The organism is Kitasatospora sp. NPDC059673, from assembly GCF_042734215.1.
Taxonomy (GTDB): domain Bacteria; phylum Actinomycetota; class Actinomycetes; order Streptomycetales; family Streptomycetaceae; genus Kitasatospora.
The window spans coordinates 517180-538042 of the sequence record NZ_JBHWEN010000001.1 but is presented as its reverse complement, the minus strand read 5'-3'; the positions used below and the strand labels follow the sequence as shown (position 1 = coordinate 538042).

Below are 20863 nucleotides of genomic sequence, written 5' to 3'. Positions count from 1 at the left end.
GATAGGGGAGTTGAGTGCGCGACTCTGTGCTGACCGCTGATGTTCCGCTCGGCCCGTTCGACGGCCATCTCGTGCCTGTCTTCGCGGCGAAGGGCAAAGCCTCCAAGCTGCATGCACACCTGAGGTGCACCCGGCTTCGTGCGGACGGGGCGGTGGCCTTGGAGGTGCCGCTGAACGCCGGGACGATCGCCCGCATGTGCTCCGTCTGCGCGTACCACGGTGACTGGGACCGGCCGGACAGCGGTGTCGGCCTCTTCCTGCGTGCACTCGGCGGCCACCGCGGGCTGATCTCCCAGCTGAAGGAGTACACGGAGGCGGACCCGCACGACGAGGTGACGCAGGAGGAAGCCGAAGGCGCCGCGGACGTTCTACGCGTCGAGCCGGTCTCCGAGGAGGACGAGACCTACGACGGGGACCGGGAGGTCCGCGACGACGCGGAGCGCTTTCGGGACTTGGTGCTGTCCAGGTGGCGTGACGCCGTGGACAGCCTTTACCTCGCCGAGAGCGTCGTCGCGAAGTTCCCCTGGCTCGCCGACTGGGCTCGGCCGAAGGCGGCGCTGAAGGAGGAGTACCTCCAGACGCTGCGCGAACGAGCGGGGCTGTTCGTCGACGCGACGGGTCTGGTGGAAGCAGCGGCGGCTGCGAGCCTGGAAATGCCCAAACTCCCCACGGACGACGAAGCGTTCAGCGCCATCGGTGACCACAAGGAGATCGCCGGGCGGCTGCGGTCGATGTGGTCCCGCTGGCAGGGGGCAGCGGCGGACGCATGGGGGCTGCCGGGCGACCACCTGGTCACGTATCAGGCCGTTGGGGGAATCAATTCACGGCGCAAGGGGTATGACGGAGCCCGCAGTGCGGCAGACCGGCTGCTGGCTTCCTGGGAGGAGGAGGCACGCCGGGTCGCCCGTGCGTCGGACCCGGGCGTGACGGTGACGCTGACCGCACACCTGCAGGAACCCCGGAATGAGGACCCCCACACGCGGCAGCGTGAGCGGGGGCTGCTGGGCGGCCTCGACAACTGGACGCTCGGCGTCCTGCCCACCTACCTGACCACCGCCGACTGGGGCCGGCGCAGGCTCACTCTCCGCGCGCCCCAGCTGATCGTCGACCAACTTCTGGCCCGCGCCGCGCTCGTGCGGTGCGAGCCCGAGCCTCCCGCAGCCCCGACGGCTGCCGGCGAAGCGAGTCCCCTGGGGCCGGGCGTCTTCGACGACACCGCCGTGCACCAGCGCCGCCCCCTCACCGCGGAGCACCTGCGGCTGCTCAGCACCGCGCCCGGCGCCGAGGACCAGCTGTACACCGTATTCTCCACCGACGCCGGGACGGAGGTCCTGCCCTTCAAGGAGTTGGAGCGGCGTGCAGCCCGTGGCTGGCGAGGTGTCCTGCTCGCCAGCTCCGCCGACCTGCCCGCGGCACTGATCGAGCCCTGGTCCGAGGCGATCGGCCAGCGCCCGGAGGAGCCCTCCGCCCTGTGGCGGGAGCGGATGCGCGAAGCCGACGACCCGCTGTTCGGTGAGCGACTCGGTCTCGAAGCCGGAGCCGAGCGTGCCGCCTGGCTGGTCTCCAGGGACAGGCCCTGGGCGCGGGAGTTCAACCTGCGGCTGCTAGCGGTGGCCCGCGGTGTGCCCGACCTGCGCAGTCTGGACTCCGGGTACGACCGGGCCGGACGTTCGCGCAGCCTTCCCCACGCGGTGTGGCAAGGACTCCTCGCCCACGGCCAGGACTTGGACCTCGAACCGTTCGAAGCACCCGACACCGGCACCTGGAAGCGCAGCGGTAGCGGCATCCCGCTGGGGGTCCTCGCGCATGTCCAGGTCTACGCGGTCAACGCCGACCCCCGCTACCAGGGCAAGGGGCACTCGCCGTTCTGCTCCCACGTCCGCGAACGCGGTGTCGTTGCAGACGACGACCTGCTCACCATCGCGGACCTGCTGGGAGACACGAAGTTCGACTGGTGCAGCAAGTGCGGGGGCTACGCGATCCGCCGCCTGACGGACACCCAGCTCGCCCACTACCGCGCCGCCCACTGGCTCCACGACATCGCGCAGCAAATGGACCCCGTCCGAGGCGGATACGACCCCGGCCGCCTCGGACAACTGGTGGAGCAACTCCTGGAACTTCAGAAGTGGGACCCCGACACTGACGACCGCCCCCACAGCGAGGACTCCCACCAGTGGCACCAGATCGTCCGGGAGCTGCTGCTCCGGGCCCGAACCGCCCAAGCCGACCAGCCCTGAAGCCTCCCTCGACCGACCACTTGACGAGGCCCCATGGACAACACACCGAACAGCCCCCTGTCACCGCACGCCCTCGGGCCGCAACTGCTCGAGCGGCTCACCGCACCGCTGCGGCAAGCCGGATGGAAGCAGGACGAGACCTGGTACGAGGACGAAGAGGACGAGGACGATTCTGGTCACGATGCGCCGGCAACTGTCGAACTGAGCCGCTCCAACTTCCACCTCTTCATCAGCTGGTCTCCGGCTACCGGCCGCCTCGTCATCGACGATCCCACCGACGCCTGGGACTGGGACGGATACCTTCCTCCGCTGTTCGCGCTCGACGAGCCGCTCACCATCGACCTGAGCCCGTACTCCACCCAGGTGGACAAGGCGGAGGCCGCACGCCGTGCCTTTGCCGCCGCCGGGCTGCTCGACACGACACGCATCCACCTGCCCGACGACGCGACACCGCTCCGCGGGACCCTGAGCACCCTGTTCTGGAAAGAGCACATCAGCCCTGCGATCCGCCAGCACCGCCGCGAGCACGACGTCCTGCAGGCACTCAAGGCATTCGGCGAGGACTTCTCCTGGCGCATCGGAAGCGGACTGCGCACCTACCCAGTGATCTCCCCCGACCTGGTGCCATCAGCGGCAGCGCGGGGCGTCGCCGAATGGTGTTGGCGGCGCGAGAGCGACGTTGAGGACTGGCACTTCAAGATCGACGACATCGCGATGGCCCGGGCCAACATCGCCGCCACCCGGGCCGTCCTGCCCCACGTCCACCCCGAGGCCATCGACTGGCACGCTGTGCGGCTCGCCCTCACAGCCCCCGCCCGCCGACTCGCCGACGGCCAAGCCCTGCGGGACATCTTCGAAGAAGGCTGGGAGCCGATCCTCGCATCCATTCATCGTGAGATCGACCTCTGGCAACGGGTCGACGAGGAGCTCGGCCCGGAGACCACCATGCGCATGCTCTCCATGCACGGCTCCCACACCGAGTCCGTTGGCGAGTGGTGGGGCTCAGGCTGGTTCGAAACCGTGACCCGCCGCGCTATCGGCCGCGCCGCGGATGCCGGCACCCTCCCCGCCTCGGTCCTCGAAGTCTTCACAGACCCGGAACACTTCGCTGACGCCGCCGCCGGCCACCCCGACCTGTTGGACGATGACACCTTCGCCTGGCTGACACGTGCCGTCTTCCAAGAACGGCTCCTCCGGCACAAGGCGCACCTGCCCCGGACCACTGCACTGGCCCTTCCCGACTGGGTGGCGCAGAGCCTTCTGGCCCCGGACGATGAACCGTCATCGACAGAAGCGTCATGATGGGCGAAATAGAAGCGAGCCCGGCCGCGCCTACTACCGGAGCTCGCGACTGCGCACCGCCGCGAGGGGCTCCGGGTGGTAGATCCCCTTCACCCCGTACGGCAGGAGCTTTGGGTCGAAGTCCACCGCCCGGCCAGCCAGCACCACCAGCTCGGCCGGTCCGCTCCGGTGCCACTTCGGCCCGTAGGTGTCGGTGAGGTGCACCCTCAGCAGGCGCCGCGACGCCTCCCAGGCTCGGGCCTCCTCGAAGGTCAGGTCGTGATCGAGCATCCAGAGGGAGATGCGCCGCATCATGCGGGGTGCCATGAGGAATTGGCCGAAGGTGGGAAGCGGGTTCTTCGAACGTTTGCGCATCAACTCTCCTACAGAGAATGGCATTTGAGAACTATTGCATCATCTCAACGATGCGGTGCGCATGCCGGCATTCCCCGCGGAAAAGGGGCGGCTCAGGCTGCCCCGCCTCGACCGAGGCAGTCCCAGCGCTCCAGCACACGCGACGGCCAGCTCGCTCCCATGCCGGTAACACGGCGCGGGCGGGTGTGACCGTCGGCCGCCGGCTGATCCGCCCCCGGAAAGGCCGGCGTGTCAGCGGACAGGAGCACAATGTGATCCAGGTAACCCTTTCGGCCCATTGGGAGCAGAATGGACAGACGCCTCATCCAGACCGCGGTTGTCGGATCCCCGGACTCCGACGAGCCGGCGATCTGCCCGGAGGACCCGAAGGAGCTGGATCTCTTCCGGCTGCAGAACAAGGACACCACCTGGTGGTGCGGCGTGAACCTCCCGGGCGGCTGCGGCCGCCAGCTGATGACCCGCCGCTGCGATGACAAGATCTGCCACTTCGCGCACTACCGCTCGGCCGGAGACGAGCACGGCATCCAGTGCGGGCGCCTGGCCCGCAGCAAGGACAGCGCGGACCACCTCTTCATGAAGGCCGACCTCGCGGCCTGGCTCAAGTCGCAGGACATTGCCGTCACCTTCGACTTTCCCGAACCCCGAGGCTCCGCGATCGTCTTCGACCTCGCCGACGGACGCCGCCTACTGGTCCACCTCGATCGGACACAGTCCGTGGACTGGGACGACGACCAGGTCACCGAGTTCCTCCTCGGCACCGGTGTCCTGATCCCCACCGACCGTCTCGCCGCCCGCGGCTACGTCCACCGCATCCGCTACGAGAGCGAGCGCGACGGCCGCCGACCGCTGATCATCGGCACCCAGAGGCCCGCCCGGACCGACTGGAACGACCTGCGCACCCTCATCCTCACTCCGCAGGGCTTTGCCCCGGCCGCCCGCCCCGAGACGACCCAGACCGAGCAGTCCGCCACCAACGTCCCCGTGCCGCCGCAGCACACGACTGAGCGGCGCTCGATCGTCACGGTGACCCGCTCCGACACCGCGGCAGCATCCGCCGCCCGCAACCACGAGGCGGCCCAAGCCGCCATCCGGAACCTCAACTGGGCCGGCCCGGAGCGGCTCCGCGCCACCCTGACCACGATCGAGGAACTGCTCACCCACGACCAGAGCTTGGAAGACCACCGGCACCTGACCGAGGCCCTATCCGCCGGCCGACGGCGCCTCACCCTGCAAACCCGCCGCCGCGCCGAGGTGATGATCCAACTGCGCCGGGCCAAGCCCGGCACGCTGTCCCGACAGCTCCTGGAGGAAGCCCAGCAGCTGACCTCGGACCCCGGCACCCCGGAGGAGGACCGCGCACTGGTCGCCGAACTGACCGCCCAGTACCGCGCCGAAGCCGAGAAGCGCCTCGCGGCCGCGCGGCAACAGCGGATCCTGGCCGAGCACCAGCAGCAGGAAGCGCTCCAGCAGCAGCGGGCCGAGCTCCGCCAGCGCCAGGAGCAGGTCCGGGCCGAGCTGGAGGCCGCCCAGCAGCGGAAGGGCGCCGCCCCGGCTGCGCCCCGGTGGCGCGAGACGCAGAAGGCGACCGCCGAGTATGCCGAACTCGCCAAGCCGCTGCTCGGAGCGCTGAAGAAGGCGGGCCGGGAAGGGGAGACCCGCACCTGGGGGTCCCTTGCAGACCGTACCGGCATCAAGCGCCTGCGGCAGCTCGGCCACCTGGCGAAAATTGAGGTCCTGGTGATCGCCGAAAGCGGGACCCCAGCCGACCGGCCGCTGTGGTCGGTCGTCCTGGCCGCGGTCGGCGGCCAGGACGCTCTCGCGATCCACCGCGCTGTCTGCGAACGGCTGGGGCGTCCCCTGCCCGACGCCGACGACCTCCTGCGTGCCCGCCTCGACGAGGAGCGGACCATCCTTCAGCACGGCTGGTAGGCCTCAACGATGTCCGGGTTCCCGACGGTGGGGGAGCCCGGGCAGCAGCCGCGTTCCGGCAGGCCGCTCAACTCACCTTCCAGCGGGAGTCGTCGACCGCCTGCACCAGCAGGTCCTCGGACACACCGAGATCCCGCAGGACCAGAGCGGCGGCCAAAAGCAACCGCCGGGAAGATCCGAACCACGCGCAACGGTTCCCTCTCCCGTTCTCGCGGGGAGGGAACCGCTGTGCCGACGTCGGCGGGCAGGGCACAGGCTGCTCGCGAGTCTGCGGGCCCGGGTCGTCGCGGGCCCCGCAGCACTCTCGTCAAGCACTGGCCCTGAGCTGTTCCCCCTTCGGCGCGAGCATGGCCCCGAGCAGGACGCTGAGCGCCAGGACGCCGACCACCGCGGTGAGCAGCGTGGTCCAGTCGACGGTGAGTGCGGCGTTGTAGGGCCACAGGCGGGCGGCGGCCAGGACGAGTCCTGCCGCCGCGCCGGCGACGGTCGCGAGGGCGGCGATCATGAGGGACTGGTAGGCGAGGATCCTGCGTTGGACGGCGCGGTGGAAGCCCATGTCGTGCAGGCGGCGCAGGTCGGGGCGCAGTTCCTGGGCGGAGGCGGAGAGGGCGATCGCGAGTGAGGCGATGACGGCGGCGCCGGCGGCGGTGAGCAGGATGTACCAGACGTTCTGGGGCGGGCTGCTGGGCCCGTGCTCGATCCGCAGGTCGGTGCCGGGGATGCCCAGGCGTTCCAGTGCGGTTTTGGTCCTGTCCTCGGTCGCCGAGGTGATCTCGTTCGGGCTGGTGGCGATGAGGGTCTGGGTCTGGACGGTGGCTCCGAGCTTTGCGGCGGTGCGGCTGGACATGAGGGCGCCTGCCCGGTTGAGCGTCACCGCGTCGACGGGGTCGGACAGTTGGGCGTTGTCGATGCGTACGGGTTTGGGCTGCCCCGTGGCGTCGTAGGCGAGGACCATGGCCTGGGTGCGGACGATGTAGGGGGCGGCCAGCACGAGGACGCCGCCCCGGTCCAGGACGTCCTGTTCGCGGGCGGTGGGGGCGCGTCCGGTCAGTGCCCGGAACTCGTCCGGGGTGTCGATGGCCTGGATGCTCTTGGGGTGGACCTCCGGATCGACGTCGGTTGCCGGGGCGAGATTCCACGGGAGGGCGACGAGCCGGTCCGTCGTGGCGGCGGGGCGGGCGGCGATCAGCGCCTTGACCTCGGTGACGGGTGCGGGCGCGGCAGCGTCCTCGAAGGCCTGGCGGACGGGTGTGATGTCCGTGGTGTGGCGCAGGACGACCTCGATCTGGCCGAGGTGCCGGGAGCCGACGTAGGTGGCCTTGGCGTCGGCGGCCGAACTGGTGAGGATCGTCAGGGTCGCGGTGGCCACGCATACGGAGAAGAACCCGATCGCCACCGCGGCGACGGGGCGCCGGGGTTCCCGGGCGAGGCTGCGCATGGCGACGCGGCCGGCGACGGAGGTGTCGCGGGCCGCGGTGGCGATCACGCGCAGGACCGTGGGGATGACCATCAGGGCCGCCGCGCACAGGCCGGCGCAGCCGAGCAGGCCCATGACGGAGGACGCCGAGCGGGAGGACACGACGAACGCTGCGGACAGTGCCGCGATGCTGAATCCTGCGACGATCCGCTTGGCCAGGGCCGCGCGGGTCTTCGATCGGGTGTCGGGCGCGGCTGCGAGCTGCCGCTGGACCGGCCCGGTGAGCGCGGCGCGGGCGGGCAGCCAGACGGCCGCGGTGCCGGCGACGGCGGTGAGGACGACAAGGACGACGCCCCGCACCCAGGGGATGTCGATGGGAGAGAGGTCGTGCTGGACGGTGTCGCGCAGGACGGGGCGCAGGGCCGTGCTCAGCACCGTGCCGCTGGTGAAGCCGACCAGTGAGCCGCTCAGGGAGGCGATGAGTCCGGCCAGGCGGCACACGCCGAGGATCCAGGCGGCGTCGAGGCCGATGGCGGACAGCAGGGAGAATTCGCGCTTGAGTTGGCGTACCCGGACGCCGAAGGCGGCTGCGGCGCCGACGCAGACGAGCAGCAGGCCGGGGAGCAGGACGACGCCGGGTTCCTTCTCGATGAGGGAGCGGCCGTCCAGGACGGCGGTGCGGGACTTGAACTGCAGGCCGGTGTTCACGGCCGTGTCCTGGAGGCGGTTCAGGTCGCCGGGGCTGCCGGCGAGCAGCCAGGACTCGGTGAGGAGCATTTCCCGGTCGTGGGTCCTGTCCTGCCAGTGCGTGCTCTGGCCGGGGGCGGCGAGGACGAGCCCGCCACCGTAGGCGAGGGGTTCTCGCACGATGCCGGTGACGGTGGCCGCGTCGTCGGACCAGCGGTAGCGCAGGGTGTCGCCGATGTCGAGGTGGTAGGTGGAGGCGATCTTGTCGCTGACGGCGATCTGGCCGGGCCGGGTCGGGAGGGATCCGCCCGGCCGGACTTCGACCCAGTCCTCGACGACCGGCGCGGACCAGTCAGTCTCGCGGTAGTGGACGGCGATGGTCTCCTGATTCAGGAGGACGGGAAATTCCAGGGACTCCAGGACCGGTGCGGCAGCGATACCGGGTGAACTTCGGCGAAGGAGCGTCTCGATTTCTTCCTTCGCCTGGGGGGCTCCGGTGAGAGTGGCGTCCGCGGCGGCCATCTGCCCGCGGGTGCGCTGCTCGGCCGTGGGGGTAGTGGCCTGCAGGCAGCCGGCGACAATTGCGGCCATGAATACGGGCACGATGAAAAGCGCGAGAATCATCACGCGCCGTCGTCCTCGGCCGAGGACGACCCGCGCGGCGACTGTCAGCCTGGTCCGGTCGATCAGCACTCGGCGTTCTCCTCGGCCCGGTCGCGGGAAATTCGGCGGCCGTCTTTCAGCTCGACGATCTGGGATCCGTAATCCATGTTGGCCGGATTGTGTGTGCTGAGAATGACCGTGGTTCCGTCCGCTCGCAGACCGGCGAGGAGTTCCATGATCTCGCGGCCGGTCCGGCTGTCCAGCGAGCCGGTCGGCTCGTCGGCGAGGATGAGATCCCGCTCGCCGACGACGGCTCGGGCGATGGCGGCCCGCTGCTGCTGCCCTCCCGACACCTCGGCCGGGAACCGGGCGCCCAGATTCTCCAGCCCGACGCGGGCCAGCGCGGCGTGCGCGGCGTCCCTGGCCTCGCGGCGGGCCGTCCCCATCCCTTCGAGCGGAAGTGCGACGTTCTCCGCCAGGGTGAGGTCCTTGACCAGGTTGAAGTCCTGGAAGACGACGCCGACCCGGGCCAGCCGGAGCCGGGCGAGGTCCCGGTCGGACGCGGTGCGGACGTCGGTGTCGAGGACGGTGAGGGCTCCGGAGTCAGGCCGGTCGAGCCCCCCGATCATGTTCAGCAGCGTGGACTTCCCCGAACCGCTGTCGCCGACCAGGACGACCATCTCGCCTCTGTCCACCGTCAGGGACACCCCGTCCACGGCCCGGACCGTCTCGCTCCCGATGGTGAAAACCTTGCCGACTGCGTCGGCGTGCACGATGGCCACAAGTCTCCTTCAACGCGGCGGGGGCCTCGACGGCGTCGAGGCCCCCGCGCTTCTGATGGTGCGTCAGCAGGCGTACTGGTCCGTGTACATGGCGACAGAACTCGCGTTATCGTAGTCCATCAGACTCAGGCTGTGGTTGCTGGAGTTGGAGTTCATGCAGCGGGAGTACCCGCCCAGGTTGACGTTCTCGAACCACTTCGCGTCGACCCCGGAGTTGTTGTACCAGGAGTTCATCTCGTCGCCGAAGCCCTCGTCGTTGAGGTTCCAGTGGTTGCCGGGCTGGTTGCGGAACCAGCCGCCGCCCTTGTAGTCGTCGTCCCGGTACAGGCAGATGTAGCCAGAGTCGCAGCCGGTCGGCGCCGCGATGGCCACAGCCGCGTTGCTCAGGACGCCGAAGGAGATGGCCGCGACGGCCAGCCCGGCGACAATGCGCTTGACGTGCATCTTTCCGCCTTTCGATGGGCCCGCGGACATGGCCGCGGGCATGGCTGAACAGATACAGGGCAGCGCGAAATACCGGAGATCCCCCCGGATTCCCGCCCCCCACATTCGGTGCGGGACGAACTTACGGGCAGTGGCGGCCCGGGCGCAATCGGTACTCAAACCTTTTCGAAGTGACCCGGTTCACGCCGCCGTAATGTTTGAAATTCGCGCCCTTTCAAAAGTGTCTGATCGGGCGGAAATGCATATCCAATGCAAACTTATTGCAATACCTTGAAACGCTCATGGATTGCGTCAAATATTCTGACATGTCCGGCTTCGGAGGGTGCCGCTCCTTCCGTGTCGCCGGCGGATGGCCCCGCCCCGCACCCCTGCCTCCGGTGCAGGCGCGTGGCGAAGTGTTAGACGCCGTTGTCTTTTCGGAGCCACGCTCAGTACGAACCCCGCCCGGACTGCGCCTCACGGATGATCGCCCGGGCGGTCATCAGCTGCGTTCAGGCTCGGTACGCGCCGCCAGCGGATCAAGATCAGTGCATGCGGCTGCTCCACCTCCGCACTTGCGGGCATACCGATCGGACGACTGCTCGACCACTATGGCCCCCGCGCGGTGATGACCACGGGCTCCGCGCTCGGCACCGCTGCCCTGACCGGCGTCGCCCTCGCGCCGAACCTGCTCGTCACCAGTCTCACCGCCGCAGACTGGGGCCGGCGCACCCTCACCCTGAAGGTCCCTGCACTCGTCGCCGACCGGCTCCTCTCCTCCCGCTCCTCTCGCGTCGAATGCGAAGCCGTTACTGCCGCCACCGAGATTCCGCTCGGCGGCGAGGCCGGCGCGCCCTTGCACCACATCAGGCCCGGGATTTTTGACGATGCCCCCGTTTACGACCGGCAGCCGCTCGCTGCGGACCACTTGCGCGCACTGCGCGCGGTGTCGGTGGGCGAGGACCAGCTGTACCTGGTGTTCTCGGTTGGCATGGGGACCGAAGTGCTTCCGCTGACCACGGTGGAGAAGCGGCTGGCCGCCGGGTGGCAGGGGACCGTCGTTGCGAGCGCGTCGGATCTGCCTGCGAGCGTCATCGAGGCGTGGGTCCGTGAGATCGGACCGCGGCCCGAGGACGGCGAGCGCATCTGGCCCGCTCCCGTCCACGACCCGCACGATCCGCGGTTCGGTGCGGACCTGGGGTTGGCAGACGGCGACCGCGCCACCGCCTGGCTGCCGTGGCGCGGAGAGAACGTCGAGTACGGCCTGCGGTGCCTGGCGATGGCACGCGGTGCCGCCGACCTGCGAACGCTCGATGACAGCCGCGACCGCGAAGGACGACGGCGCACGGTCCCGATCGCGGTGTGGCACGGTCTGCTGGCCAGCGTCCGTCACCTCGACCTGCGGCCGTTTAAAACGCCCGGCACCGACCGGCGGCACGGCGGCAGCGGAATCCCGCTCGGCGTCCTTGCCGGCGTACAGGTCTACACGACCGATGCCCAGCCGGGCTGGAACCGCAGGGGCCACTCGGCGTTCTGTTCGTACTCCGGGGAGCGCGGTGTCGCCGCTGACGACGACCTACTGACCATTGCGGACCTCCTCACCCGCGACGGGTTCGACTGGTGCAGCAAGTGCCATGGCTTCGCGGTGCGCAGGTTCACCGACTCCCAGGTCTCCTACTACCGTGCGGCACACCGCCTCCACGCCGTCGCGCAGAGGCTCGAAAGGGACGGCGGCGCCACGGACGCGACCAACTGGGAGAGCCTCGCGAATCAGCTGACAAACTCGCCGAGTGGCACCCGATCGGCGAGCCGTACCGGGACGGTCCCGGCTCGTGGCGCTGGACGGAGATCATCCGCGACCTCCGACACCGTCTCGCGAACGGCCACCGGACCCCCTGACGAGGTTGCCGGCATCTACTGGGCCGCAGGCGGCTACGCCGCTCGCAGGCCATCACCACCCCGACCCCGAAACAGGTTCTGCTGGTTGGCCGCTTGGTCGAGTGCCCGGACAAGGGCCTCGACGGCCTGGTCTGCGGAGTCCTTGAAGAGGTGGCCGTAGAGGTTGATGGTGGTGGCGAGGGTGGATCGGCGCAGGGTCTTGGAGACGATGGCGAGGGGGATGCCTTCGGCGATCATGATGCTGGCGGCGGTGTGGCGCAGGTCGTGTAGACCGATCCGGGGCAGGCCGGCCTCGGTTGTGCGCTTGCGGAGTTGGTTGAGGACCCACTGGGGCCGTAGGGGAGCGCCGGTTGGCTTCGAGAAGACGAGTCCTTCGAGGCGGCCGTCGGGGTGGGCTGCCATCTGGATGGCCGCTTGGCGGTGGAGGGCGGCGGTGACTCTGGGGGAGAGGCTGATCCAGGCGCGGCTGGCCTCGGTCTTGGGCTCGCCGAACGTCAACTCGCCGTTGTTGACAGCGGCGAGGGTCCAGCGGACGTAGAGCTTGCGGTCCATGAGGTGGACGTCGGACCAGTGGAGGGCGAGGGCTTCGCCGCGGCGCATGCCGGTGCCGAGCATGACCTCGAACAGATCGGTCAGCTGATCCGCGTACTGCTCCGAACCATGCCGCAGGAACGCCGCGGCCTCGTCGGGGGTCCAGCAGGTGCGTTCCGCGGCACGGGGCTTGGGCGGGACGGAGTGCTTGGCGGGGTTGTAGCGGAGGCGCCAGGAGCGTACGGCGGCGTTGAGCGCGTTGCGCAGGGTGGAGGCGGCCCGGTGGACGGTGACTTTGCCCCGGCCGGCGTCGAGTTGGGCGGTGATCCACTCGTCGATGTGCTTGGGCCGCAGGTCGAGGAGCCGGTGGTGGCCGAATGCCGGGATGAGGTCGCGCTCCACGCATGCCTGGTAGCCCGCGTACGTGTTCGGTGCCAACCGCACTTTCTGCAGGATCAGCCACTCCCGGAGGAAGCTCGCAATCGTGGTGCGGCGATTCTCGTACACTCCGCGCAGCTCGCCGTCCAGTACTGCGGCCATCTCCCGCGCCGCCTCGGCCCGGGAAGCGAACCCACCCCGCCGGCGGGTGCGGCGCTGTCCCTCGTCGGGGGCGAGGTCGACGCAGTACGTCCACTTCCCGTGCTTCACATCGCCGGCCAACTGAGGGCACCACGGCCCGAGTTGCTTTCCGTTGCTGTCCGAGCAGCCGCACCGCCGGTACACCCTGCCCCGCTGTGGACGCTGTCCCATGGACCCCTCCTCGCACTCGGTGCTCTCTGTCACCAAGGTTCGCGACCCCGTTCGGCGTGTCGGTAGAGCGTGCGACCAGGGCGCGAAGCGCGCCTTGGTCGGCCGGCGGCGACACGCGCAGGACGACACGCCGCTTGGAAGATCACGGCACGTAGTCGATGGGTAGACGGTTCTGATCCACCCCGGATGCCCTGCAGCAGGCGACCTTGCAGGCTGCTGTTTCGAGCTGCGTCATCGGTATGCGGCGAGTAGTGGTTGGAGTGCTGTTACTCGGCGTGTCCACGGCCGCTGCTGGGCCTTGGGACCATTTTGGGACCAGCTGTCATGGCCGCTGGTGGACGCATATGGACGGAGCTGGACATCTCTGACCGACCTAACGCCTGGGCCTCCGTCAGGTCGCGCGAGCCGCATGAGCACTCCTTCTGGATCAACTCCTATGTGCAGTAGATGAGTTGGCCGCCCACTCGGTACCCGTCGAGCAGGCGGCCAATCAGCAAGGTAGTAGGCGCACTTGACTGGGAGTCAAGGGGTCGCAGGTTCAAATCCTGTCGTCCCGACCGCGAGTTCTCGCAGGTCGGAAGGCGCTTCCATCGAAATGATGGGAGCGCCTTTTTGTGCATGTCGCAGGGTGGTGGTCGCATGGTGGTCGCGCCCTGATCGGCCTGGGAACGCTACCTGATGGTGGGCGGTGCTGGACAACTCGGTGGCGTTGCCCGTAGTCGACGGAGAGCAGGTGCAGGTCGTGGCCCTGCCCCTTGAGCAGGTGCGCCATCGTGACGGAGTCCATGCCTCCCGAGACGATGGCGATGATTTTCGACACCGTGTTCCCCCTGTTGTGTCAGTGCTTTGTCTCGTTCGATGGCCACGGCCGAGCGTTGGTCCGGCCGCGGCGGTGCTGGGATTCGGCTCAGGTGAGCGGGATGCCACGGACGACAACCGCTGTCGCGGCGCGGTCGAGAGCCACTTCGCACTCCTGCTCGGTGGCGGCGACGGCCACCACCAGGGCGTACCGGCAGCGAACGTGGTCGGTCGGCGGCAGCCGGAGCTGTCGGCCCGGCCCGGCGAGCACCTGTACGTCGTGGATCTCGGCGGGCAGCCGGTCCCGGTCGACCTCCACGGACTCCACCGTCAGGTCGTGTTCGGGGTACAGGAAACGGATGGCCGCCACTTGCTGCCGGGAGGCCGTGGTCCTGGGGACTGCGCCCGCTGCCAAGTCGGCGGCGACAAGCCCGACCTCGACACCAGTGGCGAGCCCTCCCAGGTAGGGGATCCGGTCGCCGCCGACCCGCGCGTTGATCTCCACCACCCGCGGGCCGGACGCGGTCAGCCGCAGTTCAGTGTGGGTCACCGTGTCGGTGAGGCCGACGGCGGTGTGGGCGGTCTGGAGGACGTGCAGCAGCATCGGGTCGGCCAGCAGCGGGTCGTCCGCCCGGACCACGTGGCCGACCTCCTCGAACCCCGGCGCGAAGCCGATTCGCTTCCGGGCCACGAAGAGCATCGTGACCAGGCCGTCCCGACAGACTGCGTCCACGCTGATCTCTGGTCCGTCGAGGTACTGCTCGACCAGCACTGGGCGGTCGAAGGTCGGGACCTCGTCGAACCAGATGGCGGTGGCCTCGCGGTACGCCTCGACCAGGTCCTGCGGGGCCCGCACCAGCGACACGCCGTTGCTTGCGGACAGCGCCCGCGGCTTGACCACCACGGGATAGCCGAGATGCTCGGCGGCTTGCCGTGCCTCCTCGAAGTCGGCGACCGCGATCGACTCGGCCTGTGGGACGCCAGCAGCCTTCAGCGCCTGCCGGCCGGCGAACTTGTCCCGGCAGGCATGCACCGCCGCCACCGGGCTTGTCCGCAGCCCGAGGGCGGCGGCCACTGCGGCGGCCGACTCGACGCGGGTCTCCTCGTAGGTCAGCACCCCGGCGTAGTCCTCTGGGCTCTCCTTGGCGATCCTGACCATTGCTTCGGGGTCCAGGGTGTTCACCGCGGAGTGCGCCGCGATGTAGGGCGACTCCCAAGTGGGGGCCGTCGGCGACAGCAGGTGCAGCCGGTACCGGGTGGCCATGGCGCGCAGCATGTACTCGCGCCAGATCTGGGCCCCACTGCCGATGAGCAGCAATAGGGGCTTGGCTCCGTTGTTCATGTGGGTCACCGTTCGATGTGCGGGGATACGGGTGGTGCCACCAGGCGAAGGCTGGTGGCCGTCAGGCCTTAGCGGCGGACGGTGCGACCTCGACCGCGAACAGGCCGACTCTCAGGGCGATCTCGGTGTGGGCCGGGCCCTCCTGCACGCCGAGCGCAGTCAGCAGCCGCCGTACCTCGGTGGCGATCACGTCCTGCTGCTCGGCGGTGATCCGGGCCGGCACCAGGTGGCCGATCTCCACGAAGGTCGCCGTCTTGAACTTTTCGGTCACGGCCAGCAGATGGTGCTCGCCGGCCGCGCTGAACGTCTCCACGCTGAATTCGCGGCCGGTCAGGAACTCCTCCGCCAGCCACGGTGCCGAAGGCTCCTTGGCTGGGACGGAGAAGTCCAACTCTTCGGCCAGTTCCCGCAGTCGGGCTTCGTCGTGCACAGCGTGGATCTGCTGGCTTCCGGTGCCCCGGGAGGGCTTGAGTATCAGCGGGAAGCCCAGGGCGCCGGCCAGCGCGAGGAGGTCCTGCGTGCTGCGCACCTCAGCGAAGGCGACCTGGCCGACCTCACCGCCGCGCAGCTGCTCGCGCATGAACACCTTGTCGTTGACCGCTGTGGTGGTCTCCAACGGGTTGGCGGTGAGCCCCAGTTCATGATTGATCTGGGCTACCGCCTGCAGGTAGGTGTCGTTCATGGTGACCGCGAGGTCGAACGGCTGAACACCGTGCAGGGCTACTGCCGCCTGTACCACTCGGTCCGGTGAGACGTCGGGAACCAGGAGGACGGTCTCGGCCAGCTCCCGATGGCGTTCGGAGAGGGCGCTCTTGGAGCCCAAGTAGCCGATTGTCATTCCCGCGCTGTGCGCTGCTTCCATCGCCTCTGTGCGCCTCCCCCCGACGAACAGCACGTTGGAGACGGCCGATGGCCTGATCACCTGGTTCCCCCCTTGGTTCTTCACCAGTCATGGAATCGGCGCCGCCCCTTCAGGGCAGTGGCTCGATTCGAGAGCGCTTCCCGGTGGAATCGTCCCTGTGTCAAACATGAGGCAGTGCCATACCCGAGGAATACTCATGGGCACCCGGCCGCCAGTAGGGGGAAAGTAGCGGCAGGTTCTCCACTCACCTCCTGAACTTGCTTCTGGGCAAGGCGAGTTCTTCGAGAGAAGTCGATTGCAACAGAGGCGACGGCCTGCACCGTGCGGTGCGGGCCGTCGCCTCTGTGTGCAAAAGATCGTCGGGTCGGAACGTGTTGCGGAAGTCTCCGAGGGGAGAAGGCCGCGGTGGTGGCCGGTCGGCCGGGGGGCGGTCAGGTGTCAGCGGTTGTGCGAGGAGGCGGCGAGCCGGTTGGCAAGGTCGGCTGTCGTGGTCTCGACCCAGTTCATCGTGCGGGCTGTTCGGTAGCCGAGCGAGTGGTTGATGTCGATCATGAAGGTGTTCGTGGTGGCGGTGGTGGTGAAGATGCGCTCCACGTCGGGTCGTTCGTCGGCGAGCCAGCGCATCATGGCGGCCTTGACGGTTCGGCCGAGACCGTGGCCGCGGTGTCCGACCAGGACGGAGGTGTCGTGGATGTAGCCGAACTCGCGGCGATGGGGGTAGTTGTGGATGACGTGGACGCCGGCGACCCGGTCCTCGGCGTCGTCGATGGCGATGACGACTCGTTGTTCCACGCCCGCGTCCAGGAGTTCGCGGTCGTTGGCGCGGATCAGTTCGGGGGTCCACACCGTTTCGCGGTAACTCGTGTCCCCCAACGGGGCATCGTGGATCGCTTGCCGGGCCACCGCGTAGGAGTCGATGAACTGCTCGGGTGTGGCGCCGTTCCAGTGAGCCAGGCGGTAGCGGGCCGGGACCGGTACGTCCCACAGTGCCCGGGGGGCCTCGGCGACGAGCAGAACCTGCATCACGGTGCTGTGGGTCACCCTGAAGCCCATCAGGGCCGCCCAGTGTGCGCCGGGCGAGTCGGGCTTCATCGGAACACCGAGTATGGTGCCGCGCCCGGATTCCCGGACCGCGGCCAGTGCCGTGCGGATGAGGGCGGTGCCGATCCCGCGACGGCGCAGTTCCGGGTGGACGTGGACCTCGACGCCGGCGATTCCGCTGTTCGAGTCCTCGGGCAGCGACACCCTGGCCGAGCCAGCCACCCTTCCGTCGAGGTGGCCGGTCCAGAAACGGCACACGCCGTCCTCGACCGGAGGTGTGCGAAGGCGGCCGATTGCCCCTTCGTAGGTCAGCGGCGGGTCTTCGGGAAAGTCCTCCGCCACGACCGCCGCCCGCATCAGGTGGTAGTCGGACAGCAGCGGCTCGGACGCGGTTCGCGGATCCAGTGGTCGAATGTCGAGGGTCAACGGAGCTCCAAGTCGGCGGTAGGGTCGTTCGGAGGGGACGAGTCGGAACGGGGTGCGGGAAGCCGCAGAGCCTGCCGGGGAACAACATCGGGACGAGCTTCCACTGTCTGCGCGCCGGTCCGCCGGTGCGTGAGTGACGATGCACGGTCGCCGATCCGCAGCGAGAGTACGAGCGCGATCATGGTGAGTCCGAAGCTGAACAAGCCCATGGTCGCGATGATTCCGCCGTGGAGCAGGACTGCTGGCCAGACGGCCGCGCGACGGGCCTTTCGCGGCGCCAGGGCGGACAGGGCGAGGGCCAGCTCGATGGCGAGCACACCCCAAGTGAGCGATCCGACGACCACGTCAGAGGCGATCACTGGACCGAGGAACTGCCGGATCCCGAGCGGGAGACCGTAGTTGGGGTCGACGAAGACCGAATACATCGCAGTGCCGTCCCGCCACTGGGGCGTGAAGAGTTTCGAGAGGGCGGCGACGAGGTAGATGATCGCGATCTGGCAGCGAATGGCGTACCAGGCGGCACAGGAGCTGCCGGCCCACACCGGAGCGAGGGGTTCCTGCGGCCCGGTCCAGTGCCAGACGCGGCGATCTCCCAGAAGTACCGGTATGAGCAGCATGGTTGTGATGAGCGCGGCTTCGTCGCCACCGTCGGGCAGTGTCATGCTGGCCGCCAGGCTCCAGGTGACGAACCACTGGGGCACGCACGTCCACCGGGGTCGGTATCCGGACGCGGCGACGGTGAGCAGGACGATCGCGGTCATTCGACACCACAGCGACAGGGCGTGTGCGCCGTAGCAGCGCATGCCCTCCGGCAGACCCGGTGCGTAGTCAGCGGCGGCTTCGTGCCGGACGGTGCCATGTGGGTGCTGTCACACCGCGCACGACTGACAGGTGGCGTTGGGCCGTACCGGCGCAGAGTTGTCCGTAGAGGTCCATACGGCTCCGATCAGGACCAAACCGACGACGGCGCCAATCGCTGCGAAACGCATGCGACATCTCCCCTATCTGAAGTAGTACACATTCCGGGTGTTGCGTCCGTCACCGGACGTGGCCGAACGTACTGAGCACCGCTATTGCCCGACTACTGTTCGGCTGACCTTGGGAGTCTCCTCCGGCTGCACTGTTGCCGGAACCTTTCGTGCGGTCCGGGTGGGACCAAGGTGGTCGTACGGGTTGGATGGACACGTCGTCGACATCGCGACCGGCGCGGACAAGAACATGTGGGGGGATCGGATGGAGCTCGACGTTCGCCTGTTGGGGCCGTTGGAAGTCGAAGCCGGGGGAGAGCTGCTGGCGATCGGTGGCCTTCGTTCATGCCGTCTGCTGGCTACGCTTCTGCTCAACGCCAACACCATGGTTCCGACGGACCGGCTGATCGATGTCATGTGGGAGGTCGCCCCGCGATCGGCCCGCCAGCAGGTCCACAACACAGTGGGTGCGTTGCGTCGGATTGTCGCGCAGGTGCCGGAGCTGGACATCGTCACAAGCCAGGTCGGCTACCGGATCGACCTCGACGAGAACCTGATCGATCTTGTCCGATACCGGTCCGCTGTGGGGCGCGCCAACGAAGCCGTGGCGTCAGGGGATACGACCACGGCGATCTCGTTGCTCACGAGCGCGAGGGCGCTGTGGCGCGGAGCGGCGCTGGCCGGTCTCGACGGGCACTATTTCGGCAATGTCGCCACCCGGTTGGAGGAGGAGCGCCTCTCGGCGATCGAGTCGCTGCTGGAACTGCGCGTACGGCGAGGCGACGGAGCACTCGTGGCGGGTGACTTGGTCGAACTGGTTGCATTGAACCCGTCGCGCGAGTCGCTCCGGGCGACCCTGATGACTGCGCTTCACTCGACCGGGCGGACGACCGACGCGCTGGAGGTCTACGAGGAAGGCCGGCAGCAGTTGGCCGAGGGCTTTGGCCTCGACCCGAGCGACGACCTCAAGGCTCTGCACGAGCGCATCCTGCACGGGCTTCCCGTGGCGGAGACATCTGCATCGAAGTGGTCGCCTGTTCCGGTGCCGCCTGTGCGGGCGTCGGACACCACTACTGCCGAGAGGGAGACCTTGCGGCAGTTCCTGCCGCACGATCCGCGCGAGTTCTCCGGGCGTCACGATGAGATGCTCCAGCTCATGGAGGACGGCCGACAGTCCGACTCGGTGTCCCTCGTGATCTCGGCGATCAACGGGATGGGCGGAATCGGCAAGACCACCCTCGCGGTGCGATTCGCGCACACCGTCTCGGCCGACTACCCGGACGGGCAGTACTTCGTCGACCTGAGAGGCTTCGCCGCCGGCGTGGAGCCACTCGATCCGGGAGACGCCCTCGGCATGCTGTTGCGCCAGTGCGGTCTGCCCGACGAGCTCATCCCCCCCGGCCTGGAGGGCAGGACCGTCGCCTGGCGCGGTGCCATGGCCGGCAAGAGGGCGGTGATCCTTCTCGACAACGCGGTGGATGTCCAGCAGGTGCGGCCGCTGCTGCCCGGTACGAACGGACCGCTCGTGCTCATCACCAGCAGACGCCGGCTGTCGGCTCTGGAGGGTGCCGTACCCCTGTCCCTCGACCTGATGCCGCTGGACGACGCGGTCACGTTGTTCACCCGTGTCGTCGGGGCCCGGCGCGTGGCCCCCTACCCGGACGAAGTCGCCGAGGTCGTCGAGCTCTGCGGCCGCCTGCCGCTGGCCATCCGGATCGCTGCCGCCCGCTTTCGCGACCGCACCAGTTGGACCGTGCAGTACCTCATCGAGCAGCTCAACGACCAGGAGCGGCGAGCCAGGTTCCTCGACTTCGGGGAGCGGAGCGTATCGGCCGCACTCGCACTGTCGTACCGGCACTTGTCGGGTGGCGGAAGTCGACTCTTCCGGCTGCTGAGCCTCCACCCGGGGACCGCCTTCGACGCGCGAACCGCCTCCGTGCTTGCCGACCTTCCGATTGACCGGACTCAGGACATCCTCGAGTCGTTGTTCGACGACGCCCTCCTGCTTCAGGACAAGCCCGGCCGCTACCACTTCCACGACCTCGTCCGTGACTATGCGGTGCGCGTGTGCGCGGAACACGACAGCGAGGCAGACAGGGACGGCGCTCGCAGGCGGTTGATCGACTACCACCTTCAGCTGGCCGGGTCCTGGTGCGCTCCGCTGGCGAAGGGCCCCTTCCGTCCCGTGCGGGACATCACTCACTCGTTCACCGGTATACCGGTGCCGTCCTCGGTGACCGAGGCGATCGAACTGCTCACGGGGGAGGCCTCCAACCTGGTCGAGGTCGCCCGGGATGCCCCGCGCGTTCGTCCGGTCGACGTACGCCTCCGGGGAACGCTGGGTGCCCCACGCGACCCGCTCGTCGAGGTTCCGGCCGCTCAGGAAGTCCTCGAGGATTCGCTGCGTCCCCTCGTCGAACTTCTCCTCCAGCGGGCCGCCGGTGAAGTCGATCAGCGTCTGCACGGCCTCCAGGTGCCGGGTGCCGTTGTTGTACAGGCTGGTGGCGAGGTT

General features: G+C 68.8%; 13 protein-coding genes and 1 pseudogene. 4 read left to right on the top strand and 10 right to left on the bottom strand.

The features are described from left to right. The first annotated feature begins 152 nt into the window (after positions 1-152). Both ACFV18_RS02160 and ACFV18_RS02155 read left to right on the top strand, forming a co-directional pair. On the top strand, positions 153-2237 hold the full coding sequence (locus ACFV18_RS02160; protein ID WP_380478261.1) for a hypothetical protein: 2085 nt from the start codon (positions 153-155) through the stop codon (positions 2235-2237). Between the two features lie 33 nt (positions 2238-2270). Further along, positions 2271-3539, top strand: coding sequence for a hypothetical protein (locus ACFV18_RS02155; protein ID WP_380478260.1), 1269 nt, complete (start codon positions 2271-2273; stop codon positions 3537-3539). A gap of 33 nt (positions 3540-3572) precedes the next feature. On the opposite strand, the gene ACFV18_RS02150 is transcribed toward ACFV18_RS02155, so the two are convergent. Continuing rightward, positions 3573-3893, bottom strand: a complete 321-nt coding sequence (locus ACFV18_RS02150) for a hypothetical protein (protein ID WP_380478259.1) — start codon at positions 3891-3893, stop codon at positions 3573-3575. Positions 3894-4181: 288 nt separating this feature from the next. On the opposite strand from ACFV18_RS02150, the gene ACFV18_RS02145 reads away from it, so the two are divergent. Then, positions 4182-5822, top strand: a complete 1641-nt coding sequence (locus ACFV18_RS02145; protein WP_380478258.1) for a competence protein CoiA family protein — start codon at positions 4182-4184, stop codon at positions 5820-5822. A gap of 307 nt (positions 5823-6129) precedes the next feature. Here the strand turns inward: ACFV18_RS02145 and ACFV18_RS02140 are convergent, their stop codons facing one another. From ACFV18_RS02140 to ACFV18_RS02100, 9 genes are all read right to left on the bottom strand, one after another. Next, a complete protein-coding gene (locus tag ACFV18_RS02140; RefSeq protein ID WP_380478257.1) occupies positions 6130-8517 on the bottom strand; it encodes a hypothetical protein in 2388 nt (795 codons plus the stop codon). A 95-nt stretch (positions 8518-8612) separates the two neighbouring features. Next, positions 8613-9302, bottom strand: a complete 690-nt coding sequence (locus ACFV18_RS02135) for an ABC transporter ATP-binding protein (RefSeq protein ID WP_380478256.1) — start codon at positions 9300-9302, stop codon at positions 8613-8615. A 72-nt stretch (positions 9303-9374) separates the two neighbouring features. Then, positions 9375-9755, bottom strand: a complete 381-nt coding sequence (locus ACFV18_RS02130) for a peptidase inhibitor family I36 protein (RefSeq protein WP_380478255.1) — start codon at positions 9753-9755, stop codon at positions 9375-9377. Positions 9756-11666: 1911 nt separating this feature from the next. Next, complete coding sequence (locus ACFV18_RS02125; RefSeq protein WP_380478254.1) at positions 11667-12824, bottom strand: tyrosine-type recombinase/integrase; 1158 nt, start codon at positions 12822-12824, stop codon at positions 11667-11669. 628 nt (positions 12825-13452) lie between these two features. Further along, on the bottom strand, positions 13453-13734 hold the full coding sequence (locus tag ACFV18_RS02120) for a 7-cyano-7-deazaguanine synthase (protein WP_380478253.1): 282 nt from the start codon (positions 13732-13734) through the stop codon (positions 13453-13455). 87 nt (positions 13735-13821) lie between these two features. After that, positions 13822-15054 (bottom strand): ATP-grasp domain-containing protein, encoded by a 1233-nt coding sequence (locus tag ACFV18_RS02115; protein ID WP_380478252.1) that lies wholly within the window; start codon positions 15052-15054, stop codon positions 13822-13824. A 61-nt stretch (positions 15055-15115) separates the two neighbouring features. Then, on the bottom strand, positions 15116-15877 hold the full coding sequence (locus ACFV18_RS02110) for an acetyl-CoA carboxylase biotin carboxylase subunit family protein (RefSeq protein WP_380478251.1): 762 nt from the start codon (positions 15875-15877) through the stop codon (positions 15116-15118). Positions 15878-16354: 477 nt separating this feature from the next. Next, positions 16355-17383, bottom strand: coding sequence for a GNAT family N-acetyltransferase (locus ACFV18_RS02105; protein ID WP_380478250.1), 1029 nt, complete (start codon positions 17381-17383; stop codon positions 16355-16357). Then, complete coding sequence (locus ACFV18_RS02100; protein WP_380478249.1) at positions 17380-18144, bottom strand: hypothetical protein; 765 nt, start codon at positions 18142-18144, stop codon at positions 17380-17382. The genes ACFV18_RS02105 and ACFV18_RS02100 overlap by 4 nt, the downstream gene beginning before the upstream one ends. A 457-nt stretch (positions 18145-18601) precedes the next feature. Here ACFV18_RS02100 and ACFV18_RS02095 point away from each other — a divergent pair. Continuing rightward, a pseudogene (locus tag ACFV18_RS02095) lies at positions 18602-20191 on the top strand (BTAD domain-containing putative transcriptional regulator); the annotation flags it as partial. Between the last annotated feature and the right edge of the window lie 672 nt (positions 20192-20863).